Genomic DNA, 14,912 nt, shown 5'->3' on the forward strand with positions numbered 1-14,912 from the left:
CCGCACCACGCCCGGCGAGTGCATCGGACCTGCGGGCGGCGGAATCCAGCCCTGACGCATGCGCCGGCTCCGCCGGCCATGACCGTCGACGACAACGGCCGGAGTGATCCGGCCGTTGTCGTGTCTGCCGGCGCGACGTGATGCCGGCGAAGGGGCGGCGACGCCAGGGCACTGGTCATCGCCGTGCGCCGGGCAGGCATCCATCGACGTGCCGGGAGTGTCGTCGCTGCCGCGCAAGCGGCCGTCGCGGGGACACAGGCGATGTGATCGACGTCTGCGGCAGCGTCGGGCGCGCAGCACCCGCGAGCGCGCCGATGGCAGCGGCCAGACGCTGGCCCGATAATGCGCGGGCCGGCAGTCGCCGGCGCCATCCAACGGATACCTCCCCACGCCATGAACGCCACCACGCTGCCCGCCGGCGATGCCGCCGCCCTGCTCGACCTGGGACACCGCTACTACCTGCCCGTCTACCGCCCGCGCGAGCTGGTGCTGGAGCGAGGCCAGGGCGCGCGCGTCTGGGACAGCGCGGGCCGCGAGTACATCGACCTGTCGGCCGGCATCGCGGTGTGCGGCCTGGGCCACAACGACCCGGACCTGGTCGCGGCGCTGGTCGAGCAGGCCGGCAAGCTGTGGCACACCAGCAACGTGTTCTACAGCGAGCCGCCGCTGCGCCTGGCCGAGGAGCTGGTCAGCGCCTCGCGCTTCGCCGAGCGCGTGTTCCTGTGCAACTCCGGCGCCGAGGCCAACGAGGTCGCGATCAAGCTGGTGCGCAAGTGGGCCGCCGCGCAGGGCCGGCCGCCGCAGCAGCGGGTCATCGTCACCTTCCGCGGCAGCTTCCACGGCCGCACCCTGGCCACGGTCACCGCGACCGCGCAGCCGAAGTACCAGGAAGGCTACGAGCCGCTGCCCGGCGGTTTCCGCTACGTCGATTTCAACGACATCACCCAGCTGGAAACGGCGATGGCCTCCGGCGACGTGGCCGCGGTGATGCTGGAGCCGGTGCAGGGCGAGGGTGGGGTGATGCCGGCCGCGCCGGGCTTCCTGCGCCAGGTGCGTGCGCTGTGCGACCACCACGGCGCGCTGCTGGTGCTGGACGAGATCCAGGCCGGCATGGGTCGCACCGGCACCCTGTTCGCGCACTGGCAGGACGAGGTCACGCCCGACATCGTCACCCTGGCCAAGGCGCTGGGCGGCGGCTTCCCGGTCGGCGCGATGCTGGCCGGGCCGAAGGTCGCGCAGGCGATGCAGTTCGGCGCGCACGGCACCACCTTCGGCGGCAATCCGCTGGCCGCGGCTGTCGCGCGCGTGGCCCTGCGCAAGCTGGCCTCGCCGCAGATCGCGGCCAACGTGTCGCGGCAGGAGCAGGCGCTGCGCGCCGGTCTGGCGGCGATCGGGCAGGAGTTCGGCCTGTTCGCCCAGATCCGCGGCCGCGGCCTGATGCTGGGGGCGGTGCTCACGCCGGCGTTCGCCGGCCGCGCCGGTGAGATCCTCGATCATGCCGCCGCGCATGGCCTGCTGATGCTGCAGGCCGGCCCGGACGTGCTGCGCTTCGTGCCGGCGCTGAACATCACCGACGCCGAAGTCGCCGAAGGCCTGGCGCGCCTGCGCGCGGCGGTGGCCGATTTCGTCGCCGCACGCTGAGGCCGTCGTGGTCGGCGCCGCCCTCGCTGACGGCGCCTGCGCCTTCTGCGCGATCCTGGCCGGCCGCCTGCCGGCCAGCGTCGTGCACGAGGACGACCAGGTGGTCGCCTTCATGGATCTGCGCCAGGCCGTGCCGGGGCATGTGCTGGTGATTCCGCGCCGGCATGTCGAGACGCTGTTCGAACTGGACGAGGACACCGCTGCCCGGTTGATGCGGGTGGCGGTGCGGATCGCACGCGCGGCCGACCGCGCCCTGGCGCCGGACGGCCTGAACCTGTGGCAGTCCAACCGCGACGCCGGTGGCCAGGAAGTGCCGCATGTGCACCTGCATGTGCAGCCGCGGCGCGTGGACGATGGCCTGCTGCGGATCTATCGGCAGGGCGTGCCTGCGCCCGCCGACCGGGCCATGCTCGACGCGCTGGCGGCCAGGCTGCGCGCGGCGCTGGCCGCACCCGGCGTCTGATCGTGCGTCGGCGGCCGTCGCGCGGCGCCGCCATGCAGAAGGTCGGCTCCGCGTCCGGCCCGGCGATGCGGAAGGAGCGGCCGGGTGGATGCGTCCGCCGCCGTGCCGTTCGATCCGCCTGACGCCGCATCGATCGCCGCTGCGCGCCGACCTGCGGCGCGCTGCCTGCGCCGTGGGCGTTGCGCGGGAACGGGCGGGCTGTGATGGTGCAGCCCTCCTGCGCGCGGACTGGATGATGTCGCGTCGCGCACCCGGCGCGCTTCCAGCGCTTCCACGTCGACTGGATGCAGCGGATGCCGCCGCACGGCCTCGCGCCCGCCTGCGTCCTGCGTGCCCACCAGTGTGCCGATGGCGGGCAGCCTGCAGTCATCCGCGCCGATCGTCAGCCGCCGCAATCGCCACCTGGCCGGCGCGGCGCTACGCCTGCGGCCGCAGCGCCGGGTGCTCCGCCGTGGGCCGGTCGAGGTGGTAGCCCTGGACCATGTCCACGCCCATCGCGCGCAGCATCTCCAGCGTGCCGGCGTCCTCCACGCACTCGGCGACGGTGGTCTTGCCCATGCCGCGTGCGATTTCGACGATGGCGCGCACGAACGCCTGGTTGTCGCGCTGCGAGGGCAGGTCGTGGATGAACATGCCGTCGATCTTGAGCACGTCGGCGTCGAGGTTCTTCAGGTAGGCGAACGAGGCGAACCCGGTGCCGAAGTCGTCCAGGCAGATGCTGACGCCGGTGCGGCGCAGGGCGGCGATGAAGCGCGCCGCATCGCCCAGGTCGGACACGGCGGCGGTTTCGGTCAGTTCCACCAGCAGGCGTGCGGGGGCGACGCCGTGTTCGCGCAGGCTGGCGTCGATGTAGGCCGGAAGATCCGGGTCGTCGAACGAGCGGCCCGACAGGTTGACCGCGATCGCCGGCAAGCCCGGATGCGCGGCCAGCAGCGCGATGCTGCGCTGGATCACCCGGCGGTCGATCTCCAGGATCTTGCCGCTGCGCTCGGCGTGCTCGATGAACTGGCCGGGCATCAGCAGCTGGCCCGGTGCGGTCTCGTCCTCGATCCGCACCAGCGCTTCCAGGTGCGCCAGCGTGCCGTCGGCGGCGTGGTAGATGCCCTGGAAATGCAGGCGCAGCAGGTCGTGCTCGAGCGCGCGGGCGATGCGGTCGTTCCAGGCCAGGCGTTCGACCATGAGCTTGCCGGTGTCGCTGCCCGGCCGGTACACGCTCCAGCGGCCCTTGCCGTCCTGCTTGGCCTGGTACATCGCGGTGTCGGCATGCGCGACCAGATCCTCCGGATCCTCGGCATGGGTCGGGTAGTGGGCGATGCCCAGGCTGGTGCTCAGGCGCACGGTGTGGTCGTGCAGGGTCAGCGGGGTCTGCGAGATGCGGCGCACGATCCGCTCGGCCAGCTGCTGGGCGGTCTCCAGGCCGGCGCCTGGCATCAGCACCGCGAACTCGTCACCGCCGAGCCGGAACAGCGTGCAGCCCTCGCTGCGGCGGACCAGGTCGAGCGATTCCAGCGCGACCCGGCCGAGCACGGTGTCGCCGGCCCGATGGCCGAAGGTGTCGTTGATGTACTTGAATTCGTCCAGGTCGAAGAACAGCAGGCTGAGCTGGTCGGGCGCGCGTGCCGGGTCGTCGAACAGCCGCGCCAGCTCCTTCTCGAAGCGGTGGCGGTTGTAGAGCCCGGTCAGCGCGTCGTGCTCGGCCAGCCGCGCCAGCTGCCGCGCCGTGCGCCGCGCCTCGGTGACGTCCTCCTGGACCCAGAGCCGGCCGATGTGCCGGCCCTGCGCATCGCGCACCGGATACGCGTAGTGCAGGACCACGCGCCCGTCGCACAGGTGGATCTCCTGGTGGCTGGGGTCGGCGGGCCTGGCGTTGGCGGCCTGGTAGCGCCGCATCACCTCGTCCGGGTCGGCCATCCTGTCGCGTGCCGCGCGCAGCACCTCGCGGGTGCTGCCGCCGACCAGCAGCACGTCGGCCGGAATCGACCACATCGCCAGGAACGCGTCGTTGCAGTAGATCACCCGGTCGTCGCTGCCGGCGAACAGGATGCCGCGGCTCATCGCGCCGAGCAGCGCCAGCAGCCGCGCGCGCTCTTCTTCCAGGTGGGTCATGAAGCGGCGGCGTTCGTCCACCTCCGCCTGCAGCGCCTGCGCATGCGCGACCTGCAGGCCGTGCTGCTTCAGCAGTTCGGCCACCATGCCGTCGAACGCACCGGCGAGGCGGCCCAGTTCGTCCTGGCCGTGCAGCGCGACCGGCTGCGGCTCGCTGCCCTGGCCCAGTTCGTCCACCGCGCGGGTCAGCCGCTGCAGCGGCACCGCGACCAGCTGCTGCACACGCCGGCGCAGCAGCCACATCGCCGGCAGCAGGGCGATGACGCCCAGCCCGCAGACGGCAGCCAGCCCCCACATCAGCAGGCGGTTGATCCGCGCCTGCGGCAACAGGTGCACCTGGTACCAGCCCGGGCCGTGGATCTTCGCCCAGGCCACCCACTGGCCGCCGTCGGCGGTACGCCCGGTGCCGCTGTCGGTGCCGGCGTCCACGATCATCGCGTGCACCTGCTCCAGCACCGGGTCGTGGAGGCTGGAGAGCTTGAGCTGGCCGTCGGCGGCGGCGATGCGCGCGCCCAGCTGCGGGTGCGCGATCAACTCGCCATCGGCGCTGAGGATCAGCAGCGTGCCCTCGTCCTCGGCCGGCTCGGTGCTGCGTTCGATCAGGCCCTGGATGGGCAGGTCGTGCCCGACCGTGCCGACCCAGCGGCCCTGCCAGTCCAGCGGGCGGATCACCGACACCATCCACGTGCCCGCCTGGCGGTCCAGGTAGACCGGCGTCCAGAACAGCCGCCGCTGCGGATTGCGCGCAGGCGCCGAGCCCAGCATGGTCGGATAGCCGCTGTTGGTGGCGCTGGCATCGGCGCCGCTGCCCCAGTCCACGCCACGGGCATAGACCATCAGCCCGTCTTCGACGAAATCCATGTAGGCCGAGAAGAACGGCGGCGCCAGCGCCGGCCCCTGTTCGCGCAGCAGGTCGTAGCTGACGACCGCACGCACCCGTGCCGACCGGTCCAGGCCGTCCGGCGGCTGGTGCAGGTACAGCGTCGGCGCGCGCAGGCTGTCCACGTGTTCCGGGCGCAGCCGCCACAGGCCGTCGGCACTGCGCGCGAACAGCGCGTCGAAACGGGCCAGCGCGGCATCGTGGTCGGCCCGGTCCAGCCGCCACAGCAGTTCTTCCTGCAGCCGGCCCACGCTGGCTTCGGCCTGCAGGAACAGCGCCTCGCTGCTGGCGGCGCGCAGCTGCACGGTGTGCTGGGCGAGCGCCGGGACGACGCGGTCCATCGCCAGCCGCATCGCCAGGTAGCCGAACGCGGCGAGCAGCAGCAGCAGCGCGAGGAACAACGCCCAGATGCTCAGGGACAGTCGCTGAATCAGCGATGTTCGCGACCGGGTGTACAGCACGCGTTGTCCCCTGGAAGAAGGGGAACGCCCGGCGGAGTGCGCGCGGCAGACGTTCCCTGCCCGCGTTTCATACTATGGCCCGCCGTGCATCCGCAACCGCATGCGGATGCGCGCGGCGTGGCGCCTGTCGTGACGGGCGTGGAGCGGTGCGGCGGGCCGTGGCGACACGCGCCGGGGCCGTGTTCGGGGCGCAGCCTGCGCGCCGCGCGTGTCAGGCGCCGACCCCGTCGCCGGGTCCCAGCGCAAGGCGGGCGACCGTGCCGCCTGCGGCCGCATCGAAGCGCAGTGCGATGCCATGGCGTGCGCACAGCCGCCGCACGATCGCCAGGCCGAGCCCGAAGCCCGCGCTGGCCTCGCCCTTGGCGAACGGGGCGAACGCGTCCTCGCCGAGAGTGCCGCCCGGGTTGGCGATGCGCAGCCAGCCGCCGTCGACATCGATCGCGACCACGCCGCTGGCGCTGTGGGCGAAGGCGTTGCCGATCAGGTTCGACAGCACGATGTGCAGCACGTTGGCCGGCCACGGTGCGCTGGTGGCGGCGGCCACGTCGAGCGCGACGTCCGCCGCGCGGCCGTCCAGCAACGGCGCCTGCTCGACGATGACCCGCTCCAGCAACGGCAGCAGCGCCACCTCACCGGCCGGTTCGATGCCGTGCTGCTCGCGCGCCAGGGCCAGCAGCGTGGACACGGTCCGTTCCAGCTGCTGGGCGGACTGGTGCACGTGGTCGATCTGCCTGCGCGAGCTCGCGTCCAGGTCGTCGCGCGCGGCCAGGCGCTCGCAGGCGCTGCGGATCACCGCCAGCGGGGTGCGCAGCTCGTGGCTGGCATCGCGGGTGAACTCGCGTTCGCGCGCGACGAAGTCGTCGACGCGTGCGATCAGCCGCTCCAGGCCGCGCGCGAGCGTGCCGACCTCGTCGTCGGGAAAGCTCGCGGCGAATCCGGCCGGCAGCCGATCCGGGTCGGCCTGGTCCACCAGCGCGGCCAGCCGCGACAGCGGTGCGGTCATCCGCCGCGCCAGCCATGCGCCCAGCAGCAGGGCCAGTGCCAGCACGACCAGGCTGGACCAGCCCAGCCACTGCGCGATGCCGCCGCGCATCGGCCTGACCACCAGCTGTTCGCTGACCTCCGCCAGCAGCCAGGCCCGCGTTCCGGCAGCGCCTGCGGCGGGCGGCGTGTCCAGCAGCTCCAGGTGGTAGTGCCGGCCGTCGACGCCGGGAAACTCGCGGCGCCAGGGCTCGTCGGCCAGGCGCGTGCCGAGCGCGTCGGGCAGGGTGTCGGGGTCGACGTGCAGGCTGACGAAGGGCAGCTGCGGTCGCGTCCATCGGCCGTGCGCCGCATGGTGCTGCAGCTGGGCGCGCGCCTCCTGCTGCAGCAGGCCCTGGAAGAAGCGGTCCTCGACCAGGTAGGCGAACACCACCACGTAGAAGCCGTACAGCGCGGCGACGAACAGGGCGAAGCCGGCGAACGCCAGCATCAGCCGGTGGCGCAGCTGCCGGCGCGGGCGGAGGGCCGCGCTCATGCATCGGCCTCCAGGCGGAAGCCGACGCCGTGCACGGTCTTCAGCATCGACACCGCGAACGGGCGGTCCAGCACCTGCCGCAGCGTGTACAGATGCGTGCGCAGCGGATCGGACTCCGGCGGCGCCTCGCCCCAGATCTGCTCCACCAGCTCGCTGCGTGTCAGCGTGCGCGGCCAGGCCTCGGCCAGGGCCAGCAGCAGCTGGCGCGCGGTCTGCTGCAGCTGCAGCGGGCGGCCGTCGCGTTCGATCGCACCGCTGCGCCGGTCGATGCACAGGCTGCCGATGCGCAGCACGTGCGCCGTGCCCGCGCGATGACGCTGCGACAGCGCCAGGCAGCGTGCCAGCAGTTCGGCGCCGGCGAAGGGTTTGACCAGGTAGTCGTCGGCGCCAACGCGGAAACCGGACAGCTTGTCGTCCAGCGCGTCGCGTGCGGTCAGCATCAGCACCGGGATGTGGCGGTCGGCCTGCGCGCGCAGCCGCTCGCAGACCCGCAGTCCATCCAGCCCGGGCAGGCCGAGGTCCAGCACCAGCACGTCCGGTGGAGCGTCCAGCGCCGCCTGCAGGCCGCTCAGGCCATCGGCGGCGAAGCTGGCGGCGATGCCGTTGGCGGCGAACATCGCCTCCAGATTGCCGCGCAGCACCGGGTTGTCCTCGATCACCAGAATGCGCAGCGCGGGCGGATGCATCGTGTCGTCACCTGTTCTCGAACCATGGCGCCGTCGCCGGTGTGGGGTGCAGCGCCGGCTGCAGTGTAGGTGCGAACCGGCGTGCATCGCGCGGACATGCGCACCGCATGCAGCGGCTGCGTGCCGCAGCCACGCGCAGGCCGGGGCGAGCAGGGGTCAGCCGTCGATCCGCTTCAGCAGGGCCCTGGCCTGTTCCATGTCCGGCGTCGCGTCCAGCACCTGCACGACCAGCGCCCGCGCCTGCGCGGACTCGCCCAGACGCAGGTGGACGTCGGCGGCGGCCAGCGTCAGCCGCGGCTCGGTCATGTACGGCAGGGCCAGCTGCATCGTCTGCAGGGCCGGGCGCAGTGCCGTCGCATCGTCGCCGGCGGCCTGCGCCTGGTAGTAGCCGAGGATGCCGATCAGTTCGACGTGGTACGGCGTGCGGTCCTGCGCCAGCGCGGCGGTGGCGCCGGCGATGTCGCCACCGCGCAGGCGCTCGACCAGGGCCATGCTCGCCTCGTCGCGCCAGGGCGTGCGCGCCACCGGTGTGCGGCCCAGGCCACGCACGATGGCTTCGGCCACGGCGGGCGTGGAGTACGGGTTCTGGCCGGTGACCAGGCGGCCGTCGACGACCAGCTTGGGCATCATCAGCGGCGCCTCGTCCCAGTGCGCGCCGCGTCCGCGCAGGGCGTCCTCGAGCAGCCACGGGAACTCGGCCGCCCACTTCTTGCCGAACAGCGCCTCTTCCTCGTTGCTGAAGCCGGTCATGCGCCGGCCTGCGGCCAGCATGCTGCCATCGGCCAGGCGCACGTCGACCAGCGCGGCCGGGCCGTGGCAGACCGCGGCGACGACCGCGCCGTTGTCCCAGGCATCCGCGATCAGGCGCTGCAGCGCCTGATCGCGCGGCAGGTCGAACATCGCGCCCTTGCCGCCGACCACGTAGACCGCGGCGTAGTCGTCTGCACGCAGGGAATCGATGCGGCGGGTGTCGGCCAGCTGTCGCATCGCGCCGGCATCGGCCAGCAGCGCGGCATTGAACGGTTCGTCCGGGTTGTATTTGTCGGCCTCGATCGCGCCACCCTGCGGACTGGCGACCTCCACTGCGAGACCATTGGCCTTGAAGATCAGCCAGGCCTGCGAAAGCTCATCGAACTCGTAGCCCGGTCGGGTCTTGCCGGCATCGCGGCCCTCGCCGCTGAGCACCACCAGCACGGTGTCGGTGGCCTGGGACAGTGCGGACGGCAGCAACAGTGCGGCAGCAAGGACGCAGGAAAGCAGGGGGCGCAGCATGGAAACCTCCGGGCAGTGATGGGCCGGAGCCAGCATCGCGCGGCGGGATCAAGCGGACTTCAAGCGGCGGTCAGCGGGCTTCCGGGCTGGCCCGTCTGCAGATCGTGCCCGCCGCGGATGCATGCGGGCGCGGGCCACGGTCGTGCGTGCCTGCAGGCACCGGCGGTGCTCCCTGCGCAGGCGACGGTTCAGCCCGGGCCGTGCCCCTGCAGCAGTCCGTAGCGACCGAACACGCGCCGCATCGAGCGCGCATCGTCGACCGTATCGGCATGCAGGCCGGCGCGGCGTGCGCCCTGCACGTTGACGAACAGGTCGTCGACGAACAGCGTGGTCGCCGCGCGGGCGTCCAGCTGCTGCAGCGCCTGCGCGTACACCGCCGCCTGCGGTTTGCGTCCGCCGAGCGCGCCGCTGCACAGCACCCGGCCGTGCAGTGCGGGAAACAGCGTCGGCACGATCTGTGCGATCGCCTGCGCCATCAGCGGGCCGTTGTTGGTCAGCACCGCGACCGGCCGGCCGGCGGCGACCCCGGCGACCAGCGCGAGCACGCGCGGATCGGCCTCGCAGGCGGCGACGCGTGCGGCGATCCACGTGGCCTCGTCGATGCGCGCACCGATGCCGTCGCCGAGCCGGCGCAGGTAGGCATCCGTCTGGAGCTCGCCACTGTCGTACGCGCGTTCCAGGCCGGAGCCGAACAGCACCGCATCGACCTGCGCCGCACCGCAGCCGGCCACCCGTGCCAGGTGCACGCAGCGCAGCCGGCGCTCGTAACGCGCGAGCACACCATCGAAGTCGAGCAGCAGCAGGTCGATGCGGGGTGGGATCATCGTGCGGGTCGATCAGCAGGACATCGGTGGATGGAGTGGGTCGGGCAGGCCTGATGCGACGACGGCACGCATTGCTGTCCGTGGAGCCTCGCGCCTGGCGGCATCCGCTTCAGGCGTCCGATGCCTTCATGCTCATCGTGCGATGGCAGCCGCCGCGCGACTCCTGAGTCATCGGCGGGCATCCGGCGCCGTGAAGATCCAGCATGCGGCATGCAGGGTCGGTCTCACCCTGCTGATCCTCCACGGAGGTCCGGCATGTCGCCTCATGGAGCCGGATTCGCGCGATGCCGCCATGCGTAATCGTGCGATGGAACGGGGGCGTGGAATCCCGACGGGGTAGAGGCACCGCCCGCACCCGGCCTGCGGGCGCAGGCTGACAAGACCGATGCGGCGGCAGGCATCGCACGCCACCGCATCTATCAAACTCAACCGGCCGCCACCACCTTGAACGCTTCGCGTGCGGCGGCCAGCGTCGCCTCGATCACCTCGGCGTCGTGCGCGCTGGACAGGAAGCCGGCCTCGTAGGCCGACGGCGCCAGGAACACACCGCGCTCCAGCATCGCGTGGAAGAAACGGTTGAACGCGCCGATGTCGCAGGCGGTGGCCTGGGCATAGGTCTCGACCTGCTGGTCGGTGAAGAACAGGCCGAACATCGCGCCGACGCGGGTGGTGGTGACGGCCACGCCGGCCTCGCGCGCGGCCGCTTCCAGGCCGGCGCACAGCGTGGCGGTGGCCTCGGCCAGGCCGTCGTGGAAGCCCGGCGCCTGGATCAGCTCCAGCATCGCCAGACCGGCGGCCATCGCCACCGGATTGCCGCTCAGCGTGCCGGCCTGGTAGATCGGGCCGGCCGGGGCGATCTGCTCCATCAGCTCGCGGCGGCCGCCATAGGCGCCCACCGGCATGCCGCCGCCGATGATCTTGCCGAAGGTGGTCAGGTCCGGGGTGATGCCGTAATGCGCCTGCGCACCGCCGAGGGCGACGCGGAAGCCGGTCATCACCTCGTCGAAGATCAGGAGTGCGCCGTGCTGCGTGCACAGCTCGCGCAGGTGCTGCAGATAGCCTTCGCGCGGCGGGATGCAGTTGGCGTTGCCGACGACCGGTTCGATGATCAGCGCGGCGATCTCGCTGCCGATCTCGTCGAACAGTTTGGTGGCACCTTCGAAATCGTTGTAGCTCAGCGTCGCGGTCAGCTCGCTCAGGCCGGCCGGCACGCCCGGCGAAGTCGGCACACCCAGGGTCAGCATGCCGCTGCCGGCCTTGACCAGGAACGAGTCGCCATGGCCGTGGTAGCAGCCTTCGAACTTGACGATGCGCTGGCGGCCGGTGGCGCCGCGCGCCAGACGGATCGCCGACAGCGTGGCCTCGGTACCGGAGTTGACCATGCGCACCATCTCGCAGGACGGCACCAGCCGGGTGATGGTTTCGGCCATCGTCACCTCGGCCGCGCAGGGCGCGCCGAACGACAGGCCGTTGCCGATCGCGCGCTTCACCGCCTGGCGCACTTCGGGATGGTTGTGGCCGACGATCATCGGGCCCCAGGAACCGACGTAGTCGATGTAGCGGTTGCCGTCGACGTCGTACAGGTAGGGGCCGTCGGCGCGTTCGACGAAGAACGGCTCGCCGCCGACCGACTTGAACGCGCGCACAGGCGAATTGACGCCGCCGGGCAGCAGGGTGCGGGCGCGTTCGAACAGGGCGTGGGAGTTGGCGTGGTTCATCGTGGAAGTCCAGTGCGGCGTCGAAGCCGCCCATTGTAGGACCCGCCCCTGTGACGGGCACGGCCGGCCGGGTGGACAGGATGTCCGGGGTGCCGGTGCCGTGGGCGCCGCCAGGCGCGATGGAGTTCGCCGCCAGCACCGCGCCGCGTCGCCCGCCGTCATCGACGACGCGACACCCCGCCAACCAGCGCCCCCTGTAGGAGGGGGCTCGACCCCGACCGTGGCCCTTCCGCCCGTGATATCGCCCAAGGGATCAGCCGTCATGCCGCCCGGATGCCCGGATCACGAGGCATCCGATCCGCCGCATCGAACACGCCACCACCCGCCGCGCCCGCTTCAAACGGCGCATCCATCACCCAGCAAGCCCCGGTACCCCGTGGTGCACGTAGGAGGGGGCTGGACCCCGACCGTGGCCCCTCCGCCCGCAATGCCCCCGATGGATCAGCCGTCATGCCGCCGGTACGCCGGGATCACACGGCATCCGATCCGCCGCATCGAACACGCCACCACCCGCCGCGCCCGTTTCAAACGGCGCATCCATCACGCAGCAAGCCCCGGTACCGCGTGGTGCACGTAGGGGGGGGGGCTCGACCCCGACCATGGCCCTTCCACCCGCAATGCCCCCGATGGATCAGCCGTCATGCCGCCCGGATGCCCGGATCACGAGGCATCCGATCCGCCGCATCGAACACGCCACCACCCGCCGCGCCCGTTTCAAACGGCCCATCCATCACGCAGCAAGCCCCGGTACCCCGTGGCGCACGTAGGAGGGGGCTCGACCCCGACCGTGGCCCTTCCGCCCGCAATGCCGCCCGGTGAATCAGCCGTAATGCCGCCGGTACGCCTGCGCCGCGGCGACCGGATCGGCCGCATCGAACACGCTGCCGATCACCGCCAGCAGGTCCGCGCCCGCGGCGACCAGCGGGCCGGCGTTGTCCGGCGTGATGCCGCCGATGGCCACCCGCGGCACGTCCAGCCCGGCTGCGGCGGTCAGCAGCTGTGGCGTGGCCCGACGGGTGACCCGCTTGGTCGTGGTGGGGAAGAACGCGCCGAACGCGACGTAGCTGGCTCCCGCGGCGACGGCGCGCTCGGCCAGGGCCAGGCTGTCGTAGCAGGAAGCGCCGATGATCGCGTCCGGGCCCAGCAGTGCGCGGGCCGCGGCGATGTCGCCATCGTCCTCGCCCAGGTGCGCGCCGGCCGCACCGATCTCCGCGGCCAGCGCCGCGTCGTCGTTGACCAGCAGCGGCACGCCGGCGTCGCTGCACAGTGCTTGCAGCGCGGCGGCCTGTTCGCGGCGCAGCGCGGCGTCGGCGGCCTTGTTGCGGTACTGCAGCCAGACCGCCAGGCCCAGCACCGGGCGCATACGCGCCAGCAGACGCGCGGTATCGGTGTCGTCCGGCGTGATCAGGTAGAGGCCGCGAGTGTGCAGGGAGGCGTGCATGGATATGGGCGCTGGAGCGGGAGACTACTATAGGCCGGCCGCGCTGCATGGCGCGCCGCCCACCCGCGGCATCCGCAGCGGCTTCACGCAGTACGCCGCCAGGCATGCGCTGCATCCACTAGGATGTGCGGCCGCGCGGCATGCATGCCCTGTGTGGCGCCCGTTTCCGTTTTCCGGTGAACACGATGAACGACCTCTCCGCAACGCAGTACCGCAGCTGGATGTGCGTGGTCTGCGGCTTCATCTACCACGAGGCCGAGGGCCTGCCCGAAGAAGGCATCGCCGCCGGCACCCGCTGGGAGGACGTGCCCGAGACCTGGACCTGCCCGGACTGCGGCGTGACCAAGGACGATTTCGAGATGGTCGAGCTGGACTGAGGCGATCGCCGCGTCCCTGGCCCGCGCGTCCTTGGCCGCGGTGTGCCACGGGACACCGCCGCTCGCGGCCGGTCAGTGCAGCGAGGTACGCGTGGCGCTGGCGCCGATCAGCTGTTCGCGCACCGTGGCCGCATCGCCGGCATCCGGCGCCAGGTGCAGGTAGCGCGCCAGGTCGCGGCGCGCACCGGGCAGGTAATCCATGTGCAGATAGGCCAGCCCACGGTCGCGGACAGCGTCAGGCTGGTCCGGCGAGAGCTTGAGCACGCGGTCGGCACTACGGGCGGCCCGGTCCCAGGCCTCCGCCTCGGCATACAGGCCGTGCAGGTTGCGCAGCATCCGGGTGAGGATCGCGCGGCTGGGGGCGGGGCTGAGGATCTGCAGCAGCACCCGGTCGTCGGGCATCTCGCCCAGGTGCGGCCGCGCGCGCTCGCGCAGTTCCTCCACCGCCAGCGGCCGGCCACCGTTGAACGGATCCATCACCAGCAGCCCGTCGTCCACCGGCAGCCGCACCAGGAAATGGCCCGGGAAGGAAATTCCGTCCAACGGGATGCCCAGCCGGTGCGCGACTTCCATCTGCACCATCGCCAGCGAGATCGGGTTGCCCAGGCGCCGGTCCAGCACCTGGTTGAGGTAGCTGTTGCGCGGGTCGTAGTACTCGTCGTGGTTGCCGCTGTAGCCGAGTTCGTCGAACAGATGGCGGTTGATCGCCGCCATCTTCAGCGGGATCACGTCGATCGCGGCGACCTCCGGCCGCAGGTGGTCGGCATGCGCCTGCACCTGCGCGTCGTACTGGTCGGGATCCAGGTCCGGGTACTCGTCGCGCGCGATCAGCAGCGCGGTCGACAGCAGCGGCAGCCGCTCGTCGTCCAGTGCCGCCAGCGTGTTCCAGTCCGGTATGTTCATGCCGCCCCCCGTGCCCGCGACCCCGGGATGATCGCCCGTCGATCAGGTCCCGCCTGCTCCTGCTATCGGCCTGGGGCCAGGCCGGTTGAGTCCGATCCGTGCACCGGGCGCTCGCCCGGCGTAACGGTTCAGGGTGTGGCGGCGGGCACGTCAGGACCAAAGCGCAGTTCCGCGCCGTTCTCCAGCTTCAGCCGCGCCGCCTCGCCGGCATTGAGTTCCAGCACGTACAGCGCCGGCGCATTGCTCGGGTAGCCTGGGCAGCGGTCGCCGGCCCAGCAGGGCGGCACGTCGCGCTGCTGCGACACCAGCCGGCGCTCGCGGTCGAAGTACAGGATGTCCAGCGGAATCTTGGTGTTCTTCATCCAGTACGCCTGCGGTTCCTGGCGGTCGTGGATAAAGAGCATGCCGTGGCCGGCCTCGAGCACGTCGCGGAACATCAGCCCGCGCGCCCGGTCCGCATCGTTGGCGGCGATTTCCACCGCGAAACGCTCCCCGCCCAGCTCGACCCAGGTCCCGCCGGCCGAAGCGCAGCCGCTGAGCAGCAGGGTGGCGGCGAGCAGGAAGATGCGGGTGATGGCCATGGGAATCCGGTGCGAATGACGATGGAGGGAGTCTACGACGGAC

At 72.0% G+C, this 14,912-nt stretch carries 12 protein-coding genes; 3 read left to right on the forward strand and 9 right to left on the reverse strand.

Annotated features, from left to right (window positions below; translation table 11 throughout):
* The first annotated feature begins 393 nt into the window (after positions 1-393).
* Positions 394-1,641: an acetylornithine transaminase gene (locus IB242_RS00005; protein WP_192275154.1), complete on the forward strand. Its 1,248-nt coding sequence runs from the start codon at positions 394-396 to the stop codon at positions 1,639-1,641.
* Positions 1,642-1,648: 7 nt separating this feature from the next.
* On the forward strand, positions 1,649-2,104 hold the full coding sequence (locus tag IB242_RS00010) for an HIT family protein (protein WP_192275155.1): 456 nt from the start codon (positions 1,649-1,651) through the stop codon (positions 2,102-2,104).
* A gap of 417 nt (positions 2,105-2,521) precedes the next feature.
* Here IB242_RS00010 and IB242_RS00015 read toward each other — a convergent pair whose 3' ends face one another.
* The 7 genes from IB242_RS00015 to thiE all read right to left on the reverse strand — a co-directional run bounded on the left by IB242_RS00015 (position 2,522) and on the right by thiE (position 13,008).
* Positions 2,522-5,491: an EAL domain-containing protein gene (locus IB242_RS00015; RefSeq protein WP_192275156.1), complete on the reverse strand. Its 2,970-nt coding sequence runs from the start codon at positions 5,489-5,491 to the stop codon at positions 2,522-2,524.
* Positions 5,492-5,762: 271 nt separating this feature from the next.
* The gene (locus IB242_RS00020; RefSeq protein ID WP_192275157.1) at positions 5,763-7,067 is read right to left on the reverse strand and encodes a HAMP domain-containing sensor histidine kinase; all 1,305 of its coding nucleotides are present in this window, start codon (positions 7,065-7,067) and stop codon (positions 5,763-5,765) included.
* Positions 7,064-7,753 (reverse strand): response regulator transcription factor, encoded by a 690-nt coding sequence (locus IB242_RS00025; protein WP_192275158.1) that lies wholly within the window; start codon positions 7,751-7,753, stop codon positions 7,064-7,066. The genes IB242_RS00020 and IB242_RS00025 overlap by 4 nt, the downstream gene beginning before the upstream one ends.
* A gap of 156 nt (positions 7,754-7,909) precedes the next feature.
* Positions 7,910-9,025 (reverse strand): type 1 glutamine amidotransferase domain-containing protein, encoded by a 1,116-nt coding sequence (locus IB242_RS00030; RefSeq protein ID WP_192275159.1) that lies wholly within the window; start codon positions 9,023-9,025, stop codon positions 7,910-7,912.
* A gap of 188 nt (positions 9,026-9,213) precedes the next feature.
* Positions 9,214-9,849 carry an HAD-IA family hydrolase gene (locus IB242_RS00035; RefSeq protein WP_192275160.1) on the reverse strand — a complete coding sequence of 212 codons (636 nt, stop codon included), beginning with the start codon at positions 9,847-9,849 and terminating at the stop codon, positions 9,214-9,216.
* A 425-nt stretch (positions 9,850-10,274) separates the two neighbouring features.
* Positions 10,275-11,567 carry a glutamate-1-semialdehyde 2,1-aminomutase gene (hemL, locus tag IB242_RS00040; protein ID WP_192275161.1) on the reverse strand — a complete coding sequence of 431 codons (1,293 nt, stop codon included), beginning with the start codon at positions 11,565-11,567 and terminating at the stop codon, positions 10,275-10,277.
* Between the two features lie 820 nt (positions 11,568-12,387).
* Complete coding sequence (gene thiE, locus IB242_RS00045) at positions 12,388-13,008, reverse strand: thiamine phosphate synthase (RefSeq protein WP_192275162.1); 621 nt, start codon at positions 13,006-13,008, stop codon at positions 12,388-12,390.
* Positions 13,009-13,193: 185 nt separating this feature from the next.
* Between thiE and IB242_RS00050 the strand changes: the two genes are divergently transcribed.
* The gene (locus tag IB242_RS00050; protein WP_192275163.1) at positions 13,194-13,385 is read left to right on the forward strand and encodes a rubredoxin; all 192 of its coding nucleotides are present in this window, start codon (positions 13,194-13,196) and stop codon (positions 13,383-13,385) included.
* A gap of 72 nt (positions 13,386-13,457) precedes the next feature.
* Here IB242_RS00050 and IB242_RS00055 read toward each other — a convergent pair whose 3' ends face one another.
* Both IB242_RS00055 and IB242_RS00060 read right to left on the reverse strand, forming a co-directional pair.
* A complete protein-coding gene (locus IB242_RS00055; RefSeq protein WP_192275164.1) occupies positions 13,458-14,288 on the reverse strand; it encodes a SirB1 family protein in 831 nt (276 codons plus the stop codon).
* 128 nt (positions 14,289-14,416) lie between these two features.
* Entirely contained in the window at positions 14,417-14,869 is a 453-nt protein-coding gene (locus IB242_RS00060) for a DUF192 domain-containing protein (protein WP_192275165.1), read from the reverse strand.
* Between the last annotated feature and the right edge of the window lie 43 nt (positions 14,870-14,912).

The organism is Xanthomonas sp. XNM01 (assembly GCF_014851915.1).
Lineage (GTDB): Bacteria > Pseudomonadota > Gammaproteobacteria > Xanthomonadales > Xanthomonadaceae > Pseudoxanthomonas.

Coding starts and splice junctions, on each gene's coding strand:
- hemL (WP_192275161.1), bottom strand. CDS start 11,567: ATGAACCACGCCAACTCCCACGCCCTGTTCGAACGCGCCCGCACCCTG.
- IB242_RS00030 (WP_192275159.1), bottom strand. CDS start 9,025: ATGCTGCGCCCCCTGCTTTCCTGCGTCCTTGCTGCCGCACTGTTGCTG.
- IB242_RS00060 (WP_192275165.1), bottom strand. CDS start 14,869: ATGGCCATCACCCGCATCTTCCTGCTCGCCGCCACCCTGCTGCTCAGC.
- IB242_RS00050 (WP_192275163.1), top strand. CDS start 13,194: ATGAACGACCTCTCCGCAACGCAGTACCGCAGCTGGATGTGCGTGGTC.
- IB242_RS00025 (WP_192275158.1), bottom strand. CDS start 7,753: ATGCATCCGCCCGCGCTGCGCATTCTGGTGATCGAGGACAACCCGGTG.
- IB242_RS00005 (WP_192275154.1), top strand. CDS start 394: ATGAACGCCACCACGCTGCCCGCCGGCGATGCCGCCGCCCTGCTCGAC.
- thiE (WP_192275162.1), bottom strand. CDS start 13,008: ATGCACGCCTCCCTGCACACTCGCGGCCTCTACCTGATCACGCCGGAC.
- IB242_RS00055 (WP_192275164.1), bottom strand. CDS start 14,288: ATGAACATACCGGACTGGAACACGCTGGCGGCACTGGACGACGAGCGG.
- IB242_RS00035 (WP_192275160.1), bottom strand. CDS start 9,849: ATGATCCCACCCCGCATCGACCTGCTGCTGCTCGACTTCGATGGTGTG.
- IB242_RS00020 (WP_192275157.1), bottom strand. CDS start 7,067: ATGAGCGCGGCCCTCCGCCCGCGCCGGCAGCTGCGCCACCGGCTGATG.